The sequence below is a fragment of the Streptomyces sp. JNUCC 63 genome, from assembly GCF_054366325.1.
Window position 1 is genome coordinate 1,358,482 of the sequence record NZ_CM135963.1, and the last position, 19,596, is coordinate 1,378,077.

The 19,596-nt window shown below is 69.5% G+C and carries 13 protein-coding genes and 1 pseudogene; 8 read left to right on the forward strand and 6 right to left on the reverse strand.

Annotated elements, in window-relative coordinates:
- Positions 1 to 105 precede the first annotated feature (105 nt).
- From ACX25U_RS06195 to ACX25U_RS06210, 4 genes are all read right to left on the reverse strand, one after another.
- Complete coding sequence (locus ACX25U_RS06195; protein ID WP_454389517.1) at positions 106 to 324, reverse strand: hypothetical protein; 219 nt, start codon at positions 322 to 324, stop codon at positions 106 to 108.
- The gene (locus tag ACX25U_RS06200) at positions 321 to 2,381 is read right to left on the reverse strand and encodes a hypothetical protein (RefSeq protein ID WP_454389518.1); all 2,061 of its coding nucleotides are present in this window, start codon (positions 2,379 to 2,381) and stop codon (positions 321 to 323) included. The genes ACX25U_RS06195 and ACX25U_RS06200 overlap by 4 nt, the downstream gene beginning before the upstream one ends.
- A gap of 416 nt (positions 2,382 to 2,797) precedes the next feature.
- Positions 2,798 to 4,429 (reverse strand): RNase H family protein, encoded by a 1,632-nt coding sequence (locus ACX25U_RS06205; RefSeq protein WP_454389519.1) that lies wholly within the window; start codon positions 4,427 to 4,429, stop codon positions 2,798 to 2,800.
- Between the two features lie 178 nt (positions 4,430 to 4,607).
- Positions 4,608 to 5,345: a hypothetical protein gene (locus ACX25U_RS06210; RefSeq protein WP_454389520.1), complete on the reverse strand. Its 738-nt coding sequence runs from the start codon at positions 5,343 to 5,345 to the stop codon at positions 4,608 to 4,610.
- Positions 5,346 to 5,650: 305 nt separating this feature from the next.
- Here ACX25U_RS06210 and ACX25U_RS06215 point away from each other — a divergent pair, with 305 nt between their 5' ends.
- The 6 genes and pseudogenes from ACX25U_RS06215 to ACX25U_RS06240 all read left to right on the forward strand — a co-directional run bounded on the left by ACX25U_RS06215 (position 5,651) and on the right by ACX25U_RS06240 (position 16,006).
- On the forward strand, positions 5,651 to 7,786 hold the full coding sequence (locus ACX25U_RS06215; protein WP_454389521.1) for an N-6 DNA methylase: 2,136 nt from the start codon (positions 5,651 to 5,653) through the stop codon (positions 7,784 to 7,786).
- Between the two features lie 104 nt (positions 7,787 to 7,890).
- Positions 7,891 to 8,151: pseudogene (locus tag ACX25U_RS06220) on the forward strand (type I restriction-modification system subunit M N-terminal domain-containing protein); the annotation flags it as partial.
- A gap of 124 nt (positions 8,152 to 8,275) precedes the next feature.
- Complete coding sequence (locus ACX25U_RS06225) at positions 8,276 to 9,664, forward strand: IS1380 family transposase (protein WP_454385070.1); 1,389 nt, start codon at positions 8,276 to 8,278, stop codon at positions 9,662 to 9,664.
- A gap of 113 nt (positions 9,665 to 9,777) precedes the next feature.
- Positions 9,778 to 11,550, forward strand: a complete 1,773-nt coding sequence (locus tag ACX25U_RS06230; protein ID WP_454394126.1) for an HsdM family class I SAM-dependent methyltransferase — start codon at positions 9,778 to 9,780, stop codon at positions 11,548 to 11,550.
- Entirely contained in the window at positions 11,547 to 12,827 is a 1,281-nt protein-coding gene (locus ACX25U_RS06235) for a hypothetical protein (protein WP_454389522.1), read from the forward strand. The genes ACX25U_RS06230 and ACX25U_RS06235 overlap by 4 nt, the downstream gene beginning before the upstream one ends.
- Positions 12,824 to 16,006 carry a type I restriction endonuclease subunit R gene (locus ACX25U_RS06240; RefSeq protein ID WP_454389523.1) on the forward strand — a complete coding sequence of 1,061 codons (3,183 nt, stop codon included), beginning with the start codon at positions 12,824 to 12,826 and terminating at the stop codon, positions 16,004 to 16,006. The genes ACX25U_RS06235 and ACX25U_RS06240 overlap by 4 nt, the downstream gene beginning before the upstream one ends.
- 53 nt (positions 16,007 to 16,059) lie before the next feature.
- Here the strand turns inward: ACX25U_RS06240 and ACX25U_RS06245 are convergent, their stop codons facing one another.
- Both ACX25U_RS06245 and ACX25U_RS06250 read right to left on the reverse strand, forming a co-directional pair.
- Complete coding sequence (locus tag ACX25U_RS06245) at positions 16,060 to 16,266, reverse strand: DUF397 domain-containing protein (protein ID WP_454389524.1); 207 nt, start codon at positions 16,264 to 16,266, stop codon at positions 16,060 to 16,062.
- Positions 16,263 to 17,123 (reverse strand): helix-turn-helix domain-containing protein, encoded by an 861-nt coding sequence (locus tag ACX25U_RS06250; RefSeq protein WP_454389525.1) that lies wholly within the window; start codon positions 17,121 to 17,123, stop codon positions 16,263 to 16,265. Before ACX25U_RS06250 ends, ACX25U_RS06245 begins: the two co-directional genes overlap by 4 nt.
- 129 nt (positions 17,124 to 17,252) lie before the next feature.
- On the opposite strand from ACX25U_RS06250, the gene ACX25U_RS06255 reads away from it, so the two are divergent.
- Entirely contained in the window at positions 17,253 to 17,765 is a 513-nt protein-coding gene (locus ACX25U_RS06255) for an ATP-binding protein (protein WP_454389526.1), read from the forward strand.
- Positions 17,766 to 17,867: 102 nt separating this feature from the next.
- Positions 17,868 to 19,460, forward strand: coding sequence for a protein kinase domain-containing protein (locus ACX25U_RS06260; RefSeq protein ID WP_454389527.1), 1,593 nt, complete (start codon positions 17,868 to 17,870; stop codon positions 19,458 to 19,460).
- Positions 19,461 to 19,596: the final 136 nt, after the last annotated feature.

A 19,596-nucleotide genomic window follows, 5' to 3' on the forward strand; every position in this document is an offset into this window, starting at 1 on the left:
CCCTGGTGCGAAGCGACTGACGGATACCGAAGCAGGAACCCGCGGGGGCGGTGCGCCGCGACCTGCGACGAGTCACGATCACAGACGCCACTGACACCGGTAGCGTCACAAGATCAGCGCCAGAGCCGAATTACGTGACCGTCGACAGAGGGCGGCGGCCTTGCGCGTCCAGTCCCAGTCGGCGTACTCCTTCAGCTCCAGGCCCCATGCCTGGGCCTGGCTGCGGACCCCGTCGCGCAGTGCGGACGCCCTGCCGCTGCGGCTCTCGCTCAGCCAGCGCAGGAGGATCCCACCGAACTCGTTGCTGCTCATCGGTCCCGTCATCGGTCCAGCTCCTTCGCTGCCTGCACGTACGCGGCCCACGAGGGCTCGACGGACGCCTGCTGGGCGTTGAGGACGGCGCGGGCCCAGGCCCGCGGGTTGCCGGCGCTCTTCGGCTTCGGCGTTCCGGGGTTCACCGGGCGGCCCTTCCAGCGTCCGCTCCGGCGCTCCAGGAGCCAGCCGCCGATGCCGTGGAAGTCGGCCTCGAAGCGGAGCGGGGCGGGGGTGTCGGGGAGACGTTCCGTCCACCAGTCCGGTTGCTCCGGAGCCTCCAACATCCACAGGCGTCCGTCGGTCGCCGCGAACAGCACCTCGTCCGCGTCCCGACGGCACAGCTCCATGACGGCTGCTGCGTCCTGGGTGGTGACGCTCGTGCAGTCGGCGCCGGTGATGCCGGTCGGCAGGGTCTGCCCGTCGAGGAGGGAGGGCGATTCCGAGGCCTTGCCGTCCACGACGGTGAAGCCGCAGACCTTGGTCGTCTTCGGCTCGACGACGGCCTGGTCCGCGGTGGCGAAGCCGATCTCCACGCCTGCACAGCTCACCGTGTGGCGGCCCGGCTCCAGCCGGAGTACGGCCAGGGGGACGGGGCGGCCCGCGGCGATCGCCTTCCTGAGCTCGGGCCGCTCCTTTCCGTCGACCAGGAGGGTGCCCGTGCCCTCCGTGGCGTCCGGGAGGACCACCTGGGGCTCGCCTCCCCGCAGGTACAAGTGGGGATCGAGCGAGGGCGCGAGCCTCAGTCCGCCCTCGAGGCGGAGCTTGAACTGGGCCGGGGGCTGCAGGAGGCCGACCGCGCCCTGGACCTCCTGGAGCGCCCGGCGCAGGGTGAGCGCGTCGTCGAAGGTGACGGGCTTGTGCAGGGACCAGCCCTGCGGCACCCAGGCCAGCTTGCTGGTGTCGGCGCTCCGGCCCGTGGTCGCGGCCTTGTCCAGCAGCCGCTGCACGTCCCGCTGCGCGGTCGGGGCGGCGAGCACCACGTGTGCCTCTCCCGGGCGGAAGCCGTCGGTGCCGGCCCAGACGCCGAGCACGTCGTCCCGTGCGAGCACCAGGACGGAGGAGGAGGGGCGGCTGAGCACCAGGTTGTCCCCGTCGCGGCGGATGCCCCGGGTGAGGGTGTCCGCGCTCGGGGCGGGCAGGCCCGTCACCTCGTAGTAGGCGGTGTCGCCGAGCTGCTCGAGGACGGCGCCGCCCTTGAGCTCGATGCGCTTCTTCTGCTCCGCGGACCGCAGGCGCGCCACCCAGCTGAGACGCCCCGCGTCCAGCCGCACCAGGAGTTCGGCCCGGGTGACACCGGTGGGCACCAGCTCCTCCGAACCGTCCCAGGAAGCGGCGTAGTTGCCGATCAGCCTGGCGAGGAAGGGGCGGAACTCCTCCTCCTGCAGGGCGTTGCGGAAGCCCTTGGAGAAGTGCTGCTCCATGCCCCGGATCTCGATCTGGGCCAGCAGCGTCTCCCCCGGCAGGGGCCAGGTCGTGCCGTGTTCCCGCAACGACCGGAAGAACTTCGGCATGAAGGACCGGTCCGCGCCGCTGAGGAGCGCCTGGGACTGGGCGAACCCGATCATGCTGCGGTTGGAGGGCAGGTCGGCGGGGGCGGGAAGGGTACAGAGGCCCCGCGCGCCCTTCTGACTGTGCTGCCAGGAGGCCAGCACCTGCCACATGCGGGAGACGGGCTCGTAGTGGTGGCTGCCCAGTTGCTTCCCGTCGCCGGTCAGCAGCTCGGAGAAGCGGGCGTGGTAGGCGGTGGCCCGGTGGTTCCGGTCGTTCACCATCCGGGACGCGGCCAGCACCGAGCAGGCCAGCAGCGGCAGGAAGGCGGGCACGCCGTCCTTGTCCTGCTGCCGCCTGCGCCAGCGGTAGTCCTCCAGCGCGCTGTACGGTTCCGCGGTCCCCAACCGCAGGAACCTGCCCACGCACCGGGCGAGGGGCTCCTCCAGGCCGTATCCGTGCCTGAGCTCCTGCTCCACGTCGTCGTCGACGTAGAACAGCGTCGGGTGGCCGGCGTGCTGCCGTCCGAAGAACTCCTCGGCCAGCACTTCCTGCCATGCCTGATAAGAACGGTCCACTCTATCCCCAAAAGAGAGGTTCCAATGCCCTGTTCGTGAAATTCCCCGGCATGGAACGGTCTTCCGCGTCACCCTAAACCCGTCACCGACAACGGGCCGCTATCGAACGCCCCCTCGGGCGCAGCCCTCGACTGCCACTACCCGACGCAGCCCAACGGCGCCCAACACACAGAGACGTTCCACCCATCCCCCACCGTTTCCACAAGCGTCCATGGCAGTGCCGCCCGGAAGACATGACCAGAGCTTCACTGAGGGCGATGCACTCGCAGCGGTCGCAGCAACCACCGCGATCACCCAGGCACACCAATCGATGCACCCTGCAACCGAAGGTTACCTGTGCAGATGGTGTGAACAGGATGTGGAGAACCGTCAACTTGCCTCGCGTCACCTGCGGCTGTCCGCCTCGGGCCATGGGCTCAGGCAGCGACCGAGAGGGGGCCGACCCCGGAGCCGAGCGAGCGCAGGATCCGCGCCTCCTCCTTCCGGGCGGCGAAGGGAAGGATGCGGCCGTTGGCGCGGCGGAGGGCGAGGCGGGCGAAGGCGTCGGCGGTTTCGTTGAGGTCGTGTCCGATGTGGCCTTTGAGCCAGCGGACTTGAACGCGGTGGCGGTGGCGCACCAGGCGGTCCATCAGCTGCCGGCTCTCCGGGAAGAGGAGGGTGCGGTGGGCGGCTGTCGGGTCGGCGGAGCGCAGGGCCGCGTCGACTGCGCCGACCGCCTCGGTGCTGTCGCACAGGAGGACCACGGGTGCGTCCTCGTGGTGCTCGAGGAGGCTGAGGGCGGCAGCGCAGATACCGATGACTTCGGCTTCACCACTGCTCGAGGCCAAGGAGTCGCCGTATCCGGTGGTCCCGTCCTCGGCAGCCCAGCCGTAGCCGCACAGTGCGGACTCGTCACCGACGGCGGCGTCGGCGACGGCCACGACGGCGGTGTCGGGAAGGTCGGCAAGCAGGGCGTAGCGGTCCTCGTCAGCCGGGAGCGTTGCCGTCGGATGTTCGCCGTCGCCGTCCTCGCCCGTGTCGGCGGGATGGGCGTCGGCGAGGACGGCGGCGAGAGCGCGGTGACAGTGCGGGCAGTCGTCGGCCCGTTCGGGGCAGTGCGCCTGGTGCCTCACGGTCAGCTCACGCACGCCGTGCCACGACTCGGGCTCGGCGTCGGCGAAGCGCGCCAGAGCCGCGGCGCGACACCGCGCGATGAGCTCCGCGAGAGGCCCCGTGGTCACACAGGTCCGCATCCGGTCGTGGAGGTCCGCGACCCGGAGCAGGGCTTCGCGGGAGCGAGCAGCGAGAACCGCGGTGTCCTGATAGGCGTCGTCCAGGGCGTCAAGTCGGGTGCGTCGTACGGAGAGAGAGCAGGTGAGTACGTCCCGTTCGGCCTGGCCGATCGTGTAGCGGCCCCAGGCCAGCGCGGCACGGGCATGGCGGCTCCACCGGTCGACCACCGCGTCATGCGGGAGGTACGGGTTCTCTTCCTCCCGGGCATCGCGCAGGAGGGCCTGAACGAAGGCGTCGTCGTCGCAGTCCCGCAGTTCACGCACCGGCGCCGGCAGTTCGTCGCCTGCCGTTCTCCGGCCCCAGGCCCACCGGGCGAGGTCGCTCTCCGGCGCCTGCGGTGTGCCGTCCGGCAGTCCCCTGTCGCGGAGTTCCTGCCGCAGGGACTCGGCGAAGGCCGCCGGGAACGCCCTGCGCGCCACCCTCAGCTCCAGCGTGTCCACCGGCCGGGAGCGGCCGGTGAGGCGGCGGGCACGCTGCTCCTTGTACAGGGCCTCCGCCTGCGACCGGGCCCGTCGCACCCTGCGCGCGTGTGCTCGCAGCCGTCGCAGCCGCTCGGGGGGCCGCACCGAGAGTTCCGCTCGCCGGACGGCCCCGCGGGCGAGGACATCGGCGTGGGCGAGAGCGACGGTGATGGGACCGGCGAGCGAGGCGTGTTCCAAGGCCGCGGCGCTCTCCGGAGCGCAGATCCCGTTCATGCGGGCGAGGACGGCCTCCTGCAGGGCGGTGAAGTCGTCGGCGAAGCGACGGATCAGCTCTGTGCGCTCGATGATCGTCACGATGGCCTTCCAGGTCGCGGGTGGTGGTGAGCGGGGCCGCACATGGTGTGTGATCGGGCGTGGGTGCGGGCGGGCCCGTGGGCCCGGCATCGGGGTGCACCCGATGCCGGCGGAGGCGTGAGCCGCCGCCGTGCGGAGACGACGACGGCACCCGGCAGGGTCCCGTCCGCGGTCCGGGCTACTGCACCTGGCCGGTGAAGATGGCCGTGCGGTACCAGCCGGAGCCGGAGGTGTCGGTCGGCGTGATCTCGATCTGGGCACTCCTGGCCGTCCTGGAGAACACGCAGGCCGCCTTCCAGGTCTGCGACTTGCCCGGCAGCAGGTGCGTGTCCGGCGTGCCCTTGAAGCCGGCGTCCGTGTCGAAGATCTCCTCGGCGCCGTCCGGGCAGGACAGGCTGACCATGCTCAGGTCGATCGCGGACTTGGAGCCGTTCTGCAGGGTGACGGAGAAGGCCAGGTAGGCCTTGCCGGACGGGCTGGCGTACTCGCCGGAGGTGCCCCGGCCGAAGCCGCTCAGGTGCGCCTTGATGCCGTTCTTCCACGTGGCGGTCTTGTCCAGCGCGACGGTGAAGGTGTCACTGTCGGAGTCGTCCTGGGTGTCCTGCGCGTCCTCGGCGCCCTGGGTGTCCTGCGAGGCGCTGACGGTGGCGTCCGGCGGCGCGGTGTCGGTCTGGTTGCCGCCGATGCCGGAGCAGGCGGACAGGGAGCAGCCCACGACTGTCGCGGCCACGGCGAGGACGGTCCTGCGCGGGCGGGTCAGGGGCGCCGCGATCAGCGCGAGGAGCGTTGAGGCACCGTGGGCGAGCCGCGCTCCGCGCCCCGACGGCTTCCGCCCGGCCGACGGCTGCGCGGAGGCGGGGGACGGGGACGAAGGGGAGGGAGAGGACGGCGTGCCGGGGATGTTCGGGTAGCCCATGAGGTCATTCCTTGTATGGATGTGAAGGGGAGGGGAACTGACGGGCGGCGGTCGGTCGGCCCTCGCCTGCCCCCCGAGGCGCCGCACGCCCCCCGCCCCCGCCGAGAGGGGGGCAGGACATGGGGCTGGGCGCTCGAAGACATGACTGTGGCAAGGGAAGTGACGCTTCACGCCGTAGAGTGCCGCTCACCGGCGGAAGCGACTACATGTAAACACGACCGTGAAAGCATTGTCCAACGGCTTGCGGGAGTTGACGTGTGCTGTAGGGTGTAACCACGCCGACCATCGGAGCCAGGACCACACCCATGCCGCAGCCACCCCCACCGTCCGCCCAGGTGACAGCCGCCGAGATCTCCCGCATCGCGGGCGTCACGCGCGCCACCGTCAGCAACTGGCGCCGCCGGCACGACGACTTCCCCGCACCCTCGGGCGGCACGGACAGCAGCCCGCTGTACGACCTGGAGGAGGTCCGCGCCTGGCTCGCCTCACGCGGACAGCACACGGCGGCCACGCCCAGCGGGGAGCTGCGCACCACCCTGCGTCTCCGCGAGCCGGCCGGCGCCGGCGCGTCCGGCCTGCTCCTGCTGGTCCTGGCAGCCGCCCGCCGCCCCGCCGACGGCCTCACCGATCTCCTCGCGCTGCCCGACGCCGACCTGGTGAAGCAGGCGAACGACGCGGCGGCCGGGGTCGCGGACGTGGTGCCGGACACGGAACCCGTCCGGTTCACCGCCGCCGACACCACGGTCCTGCGCGCCCTGCTGCTCTGCGTCCGCGACGAAAGCGCCCAGACGGCGTTGGGCGTCCTGGCGGAGAGGGAGCTGGAGGACAGTGCCGCCAGCGGCGCCTACCGGACCCCGGCCCCGCTCGCCGACCTGCTGGCCCGCCTGATCCCGGGCTCCCCGGCCCGCGTCCTCGACCCCGCCTGCGGCAGTGGCACCTTGCTGTCGGCCGCCGCCGCGCGCGGCGCGCGCGAGCTGTACGGGCAGGACAGCCTTCCCGTCCAGGCACGGCGCACCGCGGTCGGCCTGACCCTGACGGCCGAGGAGGGGGCGAACATCACCGTGCGCACGGGTGACAGTCTGCGCGCCGACGCCTTCCCCGACCTCACCGTCGACGCCGTGCTGTGCAACCCGCCCTACGGCGACCGGGACTGGGGCCACGACGAACTGGCCTACGACCCGCGCTGGGCATACGGTTTCCCGCCCCGCGCCGAGTCCGAACTGGCCTGGGTCCAGCACGCGCTGGCCCACCTCGAACCGGGCGGCCACGCCGTGCTGCTCCTCCCGCCGGCCACGGCGTCCCGCTCCTCCGGCCGCCGCATCCGCGCCGAGCTGATCCGCAGCGGCGCGCTGCGGGCGGTTGCGGCCCTGCCACCGGGAGCGGCGATCCCGCTCCACATCGGCCTGCAGGTGTGGGTGCTGCAGCGGCCGGAGCCGACCCGGCCGGCGTACCAGACGGTGCTCTTCGTCGACACGGTGGGCGAGCCGTCGGTGCCGGGGCGCGGCGGCACCCGTTCGGGTTCAGTGGACTGGGCGCGGGTGACCGAGCAGATCGTCTCGGCGTGGACGGCGTACGCCGAGGATCCGGACGGGTTCGAGGCGCAGGCCGGTGTGGCGCGGGCGGTGAGCGTGGTCGACCTGCTCGACGAGGTGGTCGACGTGACCCCGGCCCGGCAGGTGCGTGCCTCGCAGGCGGACGTCGACCCGCAGGAACTGGCCCGCGAGGCCGCGGCGGCCCGCGAAGGGCTGGCGGCGGCGGTGCGGACGGTGGCCGAGCTGGCCGGCACGGCGTCGTGGGACGCCGCGGGGGCTTCGGCCCGCGAGTGGCGCACGGCCACGGTGTCGGACCTGGCTCGAGGCGGGGCGCTGAAAGTACTGCGTGCGGTTCCGGTCTCACCGCGGGCGACGGTCGCCGAGACGGAGGACGCGGAGGCGGGCGCCAACGGCGGGGAACGCCGGCCCACTCTGACGGGCGGCGACATCGCCCGCGGGACCGGGCCGACGGGGCAAGCCCCGGACGCGCAGGCCGAGCAGATGCCGGAGATCGTCGTGGGCGACGTCCTGGTCCGCAACCTGGTCGGTGGCACCGGCCCCGTGGCCCGGGTCGCGGGCGAGGCCGAGGCCGGCGCCCTGCTGGGGGCCGGCGTCCACCTGTTCCGGCCGGACCCGGCGCGGCTGGACCCCTGGTTCCTCCTCGGTTTCCTGAGCTCCGAGGCCAACCTGGCCGGCGCCTCGACCGGCAGCTCGTCGCTTCACCTCAGCCCGGGGCGGCTGCGCGTACCGCTGCTGCCGCTGGCGGAGCAGCGACGGTACGGCGAGGCCTTCCGGCATGTGGAGGCGCTGCGCGAACAGGCGCGGCGCGCACAGGACTTGGCCGAGGAGACGGCACGGCTCGTGAGCGGGGGGCTCACGGGCGGGCAGCTGGTGCCGGAGCCCACCTAGGCTCTGGAACTACCCCCACCCTTGACGCGGACGGATGAGGAGCGCCCCCTCCCGCCGCGCTCACAGTCATCCGTACCGGCCCCGGAAGGGAAGCGGAAGAAGTCTTGAACAGCAGCAAGCACACGGAGTTGGCGAACCACGCGTGGTCCGTCGCCGACCTCCTGCGGGGGGACTACAAGCAGTCCGACTACGGCAAGGTCATCCTGCCGTTCACGGTGCTGCGGCGACTGGAGTGCGTGCTGCAACCGACCCGCGAGAAGGTCGCGGAGACCGTGACGAAGTTCGAGGGCCAGGACATCATCGCGGACAAGTTCCTCCGCAAGGCTTCCGGCCACGCCTTCTACAACACGTCCACGCTCACCCTGAACCTCGATCCACCGTGTGATCACCGGTCGGCGTGAGGGCCGGGAACGAAGAGGTGCCTTGTGACCTGCGATGATGAGAGTTCTCTACGCTCACATCAGGCACGATCAGCAAGGCACCTCTCGAGTGAAATTGTTCCACAGCCCGGCGCGGGTGTTCGCCGCGTTCGACGAGCCGAATCTCATCGCGCATGCCGGACTGGTCCCGGTGATCCGGCTGGCCGAGCGGTGCGGCCTGCCGGCCCTGGTCGCCGAGAAGGTCAAGCTGACCGGCGCGAAGAACGGCGCCGGGACGGCCGCCGACGCGAAGGCGATGAGCGTCGTGGGAGGCATGGTGGCCGGCGCGGACTCCATCGACGACCTGGATGTGCTGCGGCACGGCGGGCTGCCGAAACTCTTCGCAGGGGTGCGGGCACCGTCCACGCTCGGCACGTTCCTGCGTGCCTTCACCTGGGGACACGTGCGTCAACTGGAGGCGGCGGTACGCGCGTTCACCTGCAATCTGGCCGCCCACACGGGCTTCGTCCCGAAGGGGGACGAGGTGGTGTTCGTCGACATCGACTCCAAGGTCAAGCAGGTCTACGGCCCGGCCAAGCAGGGCGCCTCCTTCGGCTACACCAAGGTCCGCGGCCTCCACTTCCAGATCGTCACCGTCAAGACCGCCACCTGCGCGCCGGTCATCGTCGCAACAAGGCTGCGCAAGGGCTCGGCGGGCTCCGGCAAGGGCGCCGCCTCGCTGCTGCGCGAGGCCCTCGCGGCGGTGCGGTCCATGGGCATCACCGCACAGATCATCGTCCGCGCGGACTCCGCCTACTTCTCCCACAAGGTCGTGGACGCCTGCCGCAAGGCCGGCGCCCGCTTCTCCCTGGCCGTCGCGGTCACCAAGACGATCCGCGTAGCCATCGAGACGATCGATCCCGACGCCTGGAGATCGATCAAGTACACCGACGCGATCTGGGACGACGAGGAGGAACGCTGGATCTCCGACGCAGAGATCGCCGAGATCGGCTTCACCGCGTTCACCAGCAAGAAGAAGGCCTTCCGCGCCACCGCCCGGCTCATCGTGCGCCGCGTGAAACGGCTGAACCCCAAGACGGTCCCCGACGGGCAGAGCGAACTGTTCGCCGTCTGGCGCCACCACGCGATCTTCACCGACAGCGTCTTCGTCCTCACCGACGCCGAGCCCATGCACCGCGCTCACGCCGCGGTGGAACAGGTCTTCGCCGACCTGGAGGACTCCGCCCTGGCCCACCTGCCCTCGGGGAAGTTCACCGCGAACGCGGCCTGGCTCACCCTGGCGGCAGCCGCCTACAACCTCACCCGCGCCGCCGGCCACCTCACCTCCACCTTCCACGCACGGGCCCGGACCGGCACCATCCGCCGCCACCTGATCACCGTCCCGGCCCGCATCGCCCGCCCAGGACGACGCCTCGTGCTGCACCTGCCCCAACACTGGCGCTGGGCCGACGACTTCATCGGCCTGTGGACCGCCACCGGCCAGCGCATGCAGACCTGAGCAGCCAGACCCCGCCGTCCACCCACGACCTGGAAGACCTCGGAGAACCCGCCACCGGAACGGCCATCCGGAACCCCGCCCTGCCCCAAACCGAAAACCCACCCCGAAAAGCAATCACACTGCGCGATCAAAAATCACGCGGTGGATCGAGGCTGAAGAAGATCGCCGCGGACCCGCAGAACGCGGCAAAGAACCTCGCGGTGTACGTGGGGGCCTTCTCCGACAACGCACGCGGTGTGCTGGACCGCTTCGAGTTCGCCCAGCAGATCAAGCGGCTGGACGGCGCGGGGCTGCTGTACCAGGTCATCGGCAAGTTCACCGACCTGGACCTGCGTCCCGAGGTCGTGCCCAACCACAACATGGGCTACATCTTCGAGGAGCTGATCCGCCGCTTCTCCGAGCAGTCCAACGAGACGGCCGGTGAGCACTTCACCCCGCGTGAGGTCATCCAGCTCATGGTGCGGCTGCTCGTCGCCCCAGACGGCGACGCGCTCCAGCTTCCGGGCGCGGTGCGCACGGTCCTCGACCCGGCCTGCGGCACGGGCGGCATGCTCTCCGCGATGGACGACCTGATCACGGAGCTGAACCCGGACGCGACGGTGGAGGTGTACGGGCAGGAGCTCAACCCGGAGTCGTGGGCGATCTGCCGGTCCGACCTGATGATCAAGGGCCAGGACCCGGAGAACATCGCCTTCGGCAACTCCTTCTCCGACGACGGCCACGCGCGCAAGACCTTCGACTACATGCTGGCCAACCCGCCGTTCGGTGTGGAGTGGAAGAAGGTCAAGGACGAGGTAACGGCCGAGCACGAGAAGCTCGGCGAGGCCGGCCGCTTCGGCGCGGGCCTGCCGCGCATCAACGACGGCTCGCTGCTGTTCCTCCAGCACATGATCTCGAAGATGAAGCCGGTGGACGTGAACGGCGGGGGCGGCTCGCGTCTGGCGATCGTCTTCAACGGCTCGCCGCTGTTCACGGGCGCGGCCGGCTCGGGTGAGTCGGAGATCCGCCGCTGGATCCTGGAGAACGACTGGCTGGAGGGCATCGTCGCCCTGCCGGACCAGCTCTTCTACAACACCGGCATCTCGACCTACTTCTGGATCCTGACCAACCGCAAGAGCCCGGACCACAAGGGCAAGGTCGTCCTGCTGGACGCGCGGGATCAGTGGCAGAAGATGCGCAAGTCGCTGGGCGACAAGCGCAAGGAGCTGGGCAAGGACCACATCGCCACGGTGGTCAAGCTGTACGGCGAGGCCCTGGCGGTGGCGGGGGACGCGGAGCACCCGCTGCACGGCAAGGTGAAGGTCTTCTGGAACGAGGACTTCGGTTACCAGCGGATTACGGTGGAACGCCCGCTGAAGCTGCGGTTCGAGGTGTCGGAGGAGACGCTGGGGGCGCTGGAGGCGTCCAAGCCGATCCAGAAGCTTCCGCAGGCTCCGGCTTTGGCGGACGCTTTCAAGTCCCTGATGGGTACGAGCTGGGCGACGAAGCAGGAGGCCTGGCTGGCCCTGAAGGACGCGGTAGTCCAGGCCGGCGGGACGTGGCCCACCGGTGCGCCGTTCAACAAGGCGCTGCGCGAGGTGATCGGCGTCCGGGACCCGGAGGGCGAGGTCCAACTCGTCAAGGGCCAGCCCGAGCCGGACACAGAGCTGCGGGACTATGAGAACGTTCCGCTGGGCGAGGACGTCGAGGAGTACCTAGCCCGGGAGGTCCATCCGTTCGTTCCGGATGCGTGGATCGACCAGAGCAAAACAAAGATCGGGTACGAGATCCCAGTAACCCGACACTTCTACGTATTCAAGCCGCCACGCCCGTTGACAGAAATTGACGCGGAGCTGCGGGCTCTGGAATCGGAGATTCAGGGTTTGCTGGGGGAAGTAACAAAATGACGACTGCACAAGAGCAGTGGATTCGCTCGGCGCCGACCCACTGGACTCGTGGACGAATCAAGAACCTTATCAGCTTTTCCCGAAATGGAACTTGGGGTAGCGACCCGCTCGAAGACGGAAGCGATGTCCACTGTGTACGCGGTACGGATTTCAATCGCACGACTCATGGCGTCAACCTCTCCACCGCGCCCCTGCGCCATGTGGGTCCCCCATTCCTTCAACAACACCTGTTGAACCACGGCGATCTCATCCTGGAGAAGTCTGGCGGCGGGGAGAAGCAGCCCGTCGGAATGGCCGTTCTGTTCACAGAGGCCGAAAGGGCCGTATGCTCGAACTTCTGCGCACGTATCGCTCCCCCCGCAGACGTTGATCCACGGTTCTTGACGTACGCCTTCGCGGCAGCATACCGGCTAGGGATTACTCAGGCCGCAATCAAGCAGACGACGGGTATCCAGAATCTGGACACTGGTACCTTCTTTGCATCCCGGTGGGCTTACCCCGAAAGGGAGGAACAATCCCAAATTGCCGACTTTCTTGATGCTGAGATCGCCAAGGTCAATGGCATCTTGGCAAGGAAACGCCGCCTACTGGCACTCCTCAACGAGCGAGTCGACAGCCGCATCCTCCAACATGTAGGAGCTAGCCAGCTGGTTGATCCGGCGGCAGGCTTGCCCGCTTTGCCACTTCGCCGCCTCCTCGCCAAAGTAGTCAGACCCGCTGCCCCGGACGTAGGTGTCATCACCGCCTACAGGGATGGTCAAGTAACAGAACGAGGAGCTCGACGCGCCGAGGGTTACACACTTTCAGCTTCCACAGATCCACAGGGTCAATACGTAAAAGTTGGCGACGTCGTCGTTCATGGCCTTGATGGTTTTGCAGGAGCCATCGGCACCGCGGAGGCCGAGGGGAATTGCAGCCCTGTCTACCACGTGTGCCTTCCAGAGCGTTCCGGCGATGCCAGATTCCTTGGCAGGCTTCTTCGAATCTTGGCTCTACAAGGGTACCTCGGGAACTTCGCAACCAGCACCCGCGAAAGGGCCGTCGATTTCCGAAATTGGGATCTTTTCGGACGCATCCCAATCCCCGTGATACCGCCAGACGAACAGCGCGAAATCGGGCAGTGGATCGATCGCCTACGACCGCTAAATGAAGCGATTGAGCGGTCGGCCTCATTGGCTTCCGAACGCTCCCAAGCTCTTATAACCGCAGCAGTAACAGGCCAGTTCGACGTATCCACCGCCAGCGGTCGCAACGTAGCCGAAGGAGTCTCCGCATGAGCCCCGTGCACGACGAGTCCTCCTTCGGGTCTGCCATCGTCGCCGCCCTCTGCGAGCGAGGCTGGGGCGAGGCCAACCCGGAGGACTACCAGGCCGACCTCGGTCTGGACACCAACGAGCTGTTCACCTTCATCGGCGCGACCCAGCCCGACGAGTGGAACGAACTCCTCACCGTCTACGGCGGCAACCCCAACGAGGCGCAGCGCGGTTTCGCGCAGCGCCTCGACCGGGCCATCGCCGATGACGGTCTCCTCCACGTCCTGCGCAATGGCGTGAAGGACCGCGGGGTCCTGCTCCGCGTCGCCTACTTCAAGCCCAACCTCATCTCCGCCGACTCCGTCCTCGACGGCTACCGGGCCAACCGCCTCACCGTCGTCCGGGAGCTCCCCTACGCCACCAAGCAGGCTGACTGGGGCCACCGCCTCGACCTGACCCTGTTCCTCAACGGCATCCCCGTCGCCACCGCCGAGCTGAAGAACCCCCTCACCGGTCAGGGCGTCGAGCAGGCCAAGGAGCAGTACCGGACCGACCGCGATCCGACCGAGCTGATCTTCACGCGTCGCGTGATCGCGAACTTCGCGGTCGACCCGGACCTGGTCTTCGTCACGACCCAACTCCGCGGCAAGAGCACCCGGTTCCTGCCGTTCAACACCGGTTCGAACGGCCCCGGCCAGCCCGGCGGGGCCGGCAACCCGGCGCCTACGGCCCACGGCAAGTACGCCACCTCCTACCTCTGGGAAGAGGTCTGGCAGCGGGACAACTGGCTCGACCTCCTCCAGCGTTTCGTGCACCAGCAGAAGCACAAGACGCCCGGCGGCGGCACCACCAAGTCGACCATCTTCCCCCGCTTCCACCAGTGGGACGTGGTCCGCAAGCTCACCGCGCACGCGTCCGTCCACGGCGCCGGCCAGAACTATCTGGTCATGGCCTCCGCCGGCTCCGGCAAGTCGAACACCATCGGCTGGCTGGCCCACCGCCTCAGCGACCTGCACGCCCGCCGCGATCCGCACGTTCTGCGACCCGATGCCCTCGCCGACGGCCGCATCAAGCCCGGCGAACCCGTCTTCGACAAGGTCATCGTCATCACCGACCGCCGCGCACTGGACGCCCAGCTCTCGGCGACCGTCGGCAGCTTCTCGCAGACCGACGGCCTGGTCGTGAAGGTCGACGAGAAGCACGGATCGAAGAGCGAGCAGTTGGCCCGTGCCCTCTCCCGGGACACCGGGAAGATCGTCACGGTCACCCTGCACTCGTTCCCGGCGCTGCTGAACTACATCAAGAGCAACCCGACCGAGATCAAGGGCACCCGCTTCGCGATCATCGTCGACGAGGCGCACTCCTCCCAGTCCGGCGACGCCGCCACCGCCGTGAAGTCGGCCCTGCGCGACCTCGGCCTGGACGCCGACTCGGACGACGAGGGCGCGACCAAGGTCACCGTGGAGGACAAGCTGAAGGCGAAGGCGGTCGAGCGCTCCCAGGCCGCAAACCTCTCCTACTTCGCCTTCACGGCCACCCCCAAGTCGAAGACCCTCGAACTCTTCGGCACGGAAGGCGTGGAGAACGGCAAGACCGTCTACCGCCCCTTCCACACCTACTCCATGCGTCAGGCCATCGAGGAGGGCTTCATCCTCGACCCCCTGCGCAACTACGTCACCTACAACACCTACTGGAAGCTCGCGAACCTCAACCACGACGAGAAGGAGGTCGACCCCTCCAAGGCGAACAGCCTGCTCGCCCGGTTCGCGCTCATGCACGAGCACACGGTGTCCCAGCACGCCCAGGTGATCGTCGAGCACTTCGTCGCCCACACCCGCGCTCGGCTCGGTGGCCGGGCCAAGGCCATGGTGGTCACGGCGTCCCGCCACTCCGCCGTGCAGATGGCCCGTGCCATCCGCAGCTACATCGCCGATCGCGAGTACGACACCAAGTACCCGGACCTCGGCGTCCTGGTCGCCTTCTCCGGCTCCCTCACCATCGACGGCGAGGAGACCACCGAGAGCAAGGAGAACGGCGGTCTGTCGGAGAGCGCGCTGCCGAAGGCGTTCGGCTACACCCGCGCCGACGACAAGGCCGCGAAGGCCGGTGGCAAGGGCCAGCAGGAGTACCGGATCCTCGTCGTCGCCGAGAAGTACCAGACCGGCTTCGACCAGCCGCTCCTCACGACGATGTACGTCAACAAGACACTGACCGGCATCGCCGCCGTGCAGACGCTCTCGCGCCTCAACCGCACCGCCGACCGCAAGTCGCAGGCCGACCTGGCCGTCCTGGACTTCGTCAACGAGGCCGAGGACATCCAGGACGCGTTCCGCCCGTACTTCGAGGAGGCGCACACCCTGCCCTCCGACCCGAACCTCCTGTACACGGCCCAGAGTCGGGTCATGTCCGCGCCGATCATCTCGGAGCAGGACATGGACGCGTTCGTCGCCGCGTACTTCGAGGCCCAGGAGAAGGCCGGCGGCTCCCAGTCCAAGTGGGAGAAGCTGCACGCCGAGTTGTACCGGCTCCTCTCCCCCGCCGTCATCCGCTTCAGCACCCTCCTGGAGAGCGAGGAGGAAGACGACGTCGAGGCCGCCGAGGAGTTCCGGGCCAACCTCAACGACTACGTCCGCAAGTACGGCTTCCTCGCGCAGATCGTCCCCTACCAGGACGCCGACCTGGAGCGGCTGTACCTGTACGGGCGCTACCTGCTCAACCGGCTGCCCCGCCTCGCGGACGGCGGTGTCGACATAGGCGAGGTCGACCTCAGCCATCTGCGCGTCGAGAAGACCGGCGAGCACGACAAGTCCCTGCTCTCCGAAGGCCCCGCCGAACTCAAGGGGTTCGGCGACGGGGTCGGCGGCGGGAAGGACGCCGAGAAGTCGCTGCTGTCGGAGCTGATCGAGAAGTTCAACGCCAAGTTCGGCACGGAGTTCACCGAGGAGGACGTCCTCCCGGCCTTCAACGCGACGAAGAAGGACCCGAAGGTCCGGGCCGCCGCTCTCGTCAACGACGAGGAGAACTTCGGCGTCGTCTTCGACAAGAAGTTCGAGGAGAACATGATGGACCATGTCTCCACGATCGACACGCTCGGCAAGCGGTACTTCGGGACGGACCGGGACTTCAAGTCCAACCTCGACCGCAGTGCGCGCCGCGCGGCCTGGCGGATGATCCGCCGGGAGGAGGGGCTGGACGACTTCTGACAACCCCTGGGCCCGGCACCACTCGGTGCCGGGCCCAGGGCGCGTCTGCCGCCTCAGTCGCGCGTAGCCTGCCCCACGAACTCGGCCCACGCCTGCCGCCCGAGCGACAGGACAGGTCCGGCGGACTGTTTCGAGTCCCGAACCAGAACAGCGGCGGGAACAGTAGCGACCTCAACGCATTCACCGCCATTGCCGGTGCTGTAGCTGCTCTTGAACCACGCGACTTCGCCTTCGGACGGCTTGGTCCGCTGAGCGCTCATGTCTCTCCCATCAGTTCCACGATGAACGCTGACGACTCACTCGGGGTCAGCGCTTGTGACCGGAGAATGCCATAACGCGCTTCGAGCGTACGTACGCTCTTTGCGTCCGTGTGGAGGCGACTATGGTCCTGTACTTCGGCGTATGCGATCCGCTGTCCGTCAGTGGTGTCGATCAGAGTGAAGGGCCCCCCGAGCGCGCCGTGGTCGGAACGCGCGGTCGGCATGACCTGGATCTCCACGTTCCGTGACTGGCCGAGGGCGAGGATGTGCTCCAGCGTCTCACGTAGAACCTGAGCTCCGCCCAGCGGCCTTCTGAGTACCGCTTCCTCGATGACGAAGCTCATCAGCGGAGCCGGCCGACGGCTGAAGATCTCCTGTCGCTGCAGGCGCGCCTCAAGCCCTTGCTCGATCACCTCGTCGCTCAGCAGAGGCCGTTCCATGTGGAAGACGGCCCGGGCGTAGGACTCGGTCTGCAGCAGGCCAGGCACGGCGTATACGGCATAGACGCTCAGGGCAGACGCCTGTGCTTCCAGGCGCGCGGCATCCTGGAAGAAGACGGGGTATCGCGCCCGGGCCACCTCCCCCTTCAACGCCACCAACAACCCGCCCGCGTCCAGCACTTCGTCCGCCTGCTCGATGAACCGTGGCTGCGGAACCCGCCGTCCTTGCTCGTACGAGGCGATGGTGTCCGCCGAGTATCCGACCCGTCTGCCGAGTTCGGCCCGTTCCATGCCCGCCCGCGTCCGCAGCAGCTTCAACTGCCGCCCGAATGCGCCGATCAGACCCCTGGCAGGCTCGTCCTCAGTCCGCCGTTGCCCCGGCACCTCGGCGTCGACGCCGCTCTCCCTGTCGTCCAACACCGCACACCCCACTTCCCGCTCACGCGGCCGTACCGTCCCGTACACGGTGTGCGCCCGCGAGTACTCCCCACCGCGTCAGCGCGTCACCACTGGTCACGCTATGCCACGCCCAGCGACGCTGCGTACGTGAATCACACAGAACAACCCGCACCGGCGACCCCCACCCACGCCTGCTTCACCCTCCGCTTCAGCTCCACCCCACGCGGCGCGCGCCTGGCCCGTCGGCTCTGCGGGGAACGGCTCGACTCCTGGGGCGTGCCGTACGGCAGCGACGCCCACGACGTGCTGAGCCTGCTCGTCTCCGAGCTCGCCACCAACGCCGTCACCCACGGGCACGTGGCCGGCCGCGACTTCCGCGTCCACCTCCTCGCCCTCTCCGCGCCCGCCGCCGCATCCCTCACCGTCCGCGTGGAGGTCACCGACACGCGAGGCGAAAAACTTCCCGAGCCCGCTGCCGCCCCTGCCACCGAACCCTCCCCCTGCCCCGCCCGTACCGGCGGACGCGGTCTGCTCCTCGTCGAAGCCCTCGCCGATCGCTGGGGCTGCGCACCGCGCCCGGACGGCCCCGGCAAGACGGTCTGGGCCGAGTACACGGTGGACACGCCGACGCGATACGCCCCGTCCGCCGCGCCCTCGTAGGACCGGGCTGGACGCAGTGATCCCTCTCCGGGGAAACTGGCCGCGACTGACGAGGCTCGGTGGAACGAGCGAGCGCGAGTGCAGGACGCGGGGCGGGGACAGGTGCCGGACAGACCGATCGCGGGCCGCTACGAGCTGCTGGAGCGGCTCGGCAGCGGCGGCATGGGCGACGTGTGGCGGGGCTACGACGCGGTCCTGGACCGGCCCGTCGCCGTGAAGCGGATCCGGCCGGAGGCCGTCGCCGCCACGCCCCAACTGGCCGAGGAGCTCGAACGGCGCTTCCGCCGCGAGGCACGGATCACCGCCCGCATCCAGCACCCGGGCGTGCCGCAGGTGTACGACGCCGTCCTCGACAGCACCTACGAGCACCTGTTCCTCGTCATGGAACTGGTGGAGGGCGTCCCCCTCACCCGGTACGTGCACGAGGAGCGGCCCCTCCCGGTCAGCTGGGCTGTGGCGGTCGCCGCCCAGGTCGCCACCGTGCTGTCGTACGCGCACGACGTGCCCGTGGTGCACCGCGACCTCAAGCCGTCCAACATCCTGGTCGCGCGGGACGGCACGGTGAAGGTCCTCGACTTCGGCGTCGCGGCGATCCTGCAGACCGACGTCACCAGGCTGACGGCCTCCGGCCGGCCCCTCGGCACGCACCAGTACATGTCGCCCGAGCAGGTGCGCGGCACCCGGGTCACCCCGCGCACCGACCTCTACGCCCTCGGCTGCGTACTGCACGAACTCCTTTGCGGAAAGCCGCTGTTCAGTGCCCACAGCGACTTCGAGCTGATGGACCAGCACGTCCGGGCCGCGCCCACCCCGCTGCGGCGGCTGCGTGCCGACGTGCCGGAGGAGCTGGAGGCGCTGGTCCTGCACCTGCTCCGCAAGACCCCGGAGAGCCGGCCGGTGGATGTGCAGGAGGTGTACGAGCGGCTGATGCCCTTCCTGCCCGCGCCCGGGGAGTCCTCCGCCCTCGGGGAGGCCGGGCCGCTTGGGGCGCCGGACCCGACCGGGCTCTACCGCCGCCCCTACGCGCCCCGTGCCCGGGCCGAGAGCCGTCCCCGTGTCGCCCCGGACACGGCGGCGCCCGGTCAGGTCGCCGCGTACGTGGTCTCGCCGCCCGAACGGGAGCTGCTGCGGGCCCAGTTGCGGGAGGTCGACGAGCACTACATCGCCCTCATGGAGGAGGAGCGCTACACACAGGCCGCCGAGGTCGCGGGCGAGATGATCGAGCCGCTGGCGAGGGCCCTGGGCGCCGAGAACAAGGCCGTCCTGCGGCTGCGTCAGCGCCGGGCGGTCAGCCGGCAGCTGGCGGGCGACCACCGGGCGGCCCTGCCCGAGTTCGAGGCGCTGGCCGAGGCGTACGGCCGCATCAACGGTCCGACCAGCGAGGCCGCCCGCGACTGCCGCGCCCAGGCCGCACGCTGCCGTGGCGAACTCGGCCAGGTGACCGAGGCGCTGGCGGAGCTCCAGGGCGTCCTCGAGGTGGAGCGGGCCGTCGAGAGCGACGTCAGCGACGCGGCCGTGGAGCTGCGCCGTGACATCGGCATGCTGCTGCTGAGCCAGGGCAACCCGGAGGAGGCCCGGGCCTGTCTGGAGGCCCTGTACGAGGACGTCGTGCTCGTCCACGGCCCGCGCCACGACGTGGCCGTCGAGGCCGCGGAGATCCTGGCCATGCTCCGCCGGGAACTCGACGGCGAGTGACCGGCGGAGCCCGGCCGGAAAGCCGGGGAGTTCGTAGACCCGGCGCAGCGCCTCCTGGTCGGACACGGCGTCGAGGCGGAGCGAGTCGAAGGCGCTGTCGCTGGTGTCGAAGGCCCACTCCTGTTCCCGGCGGCCG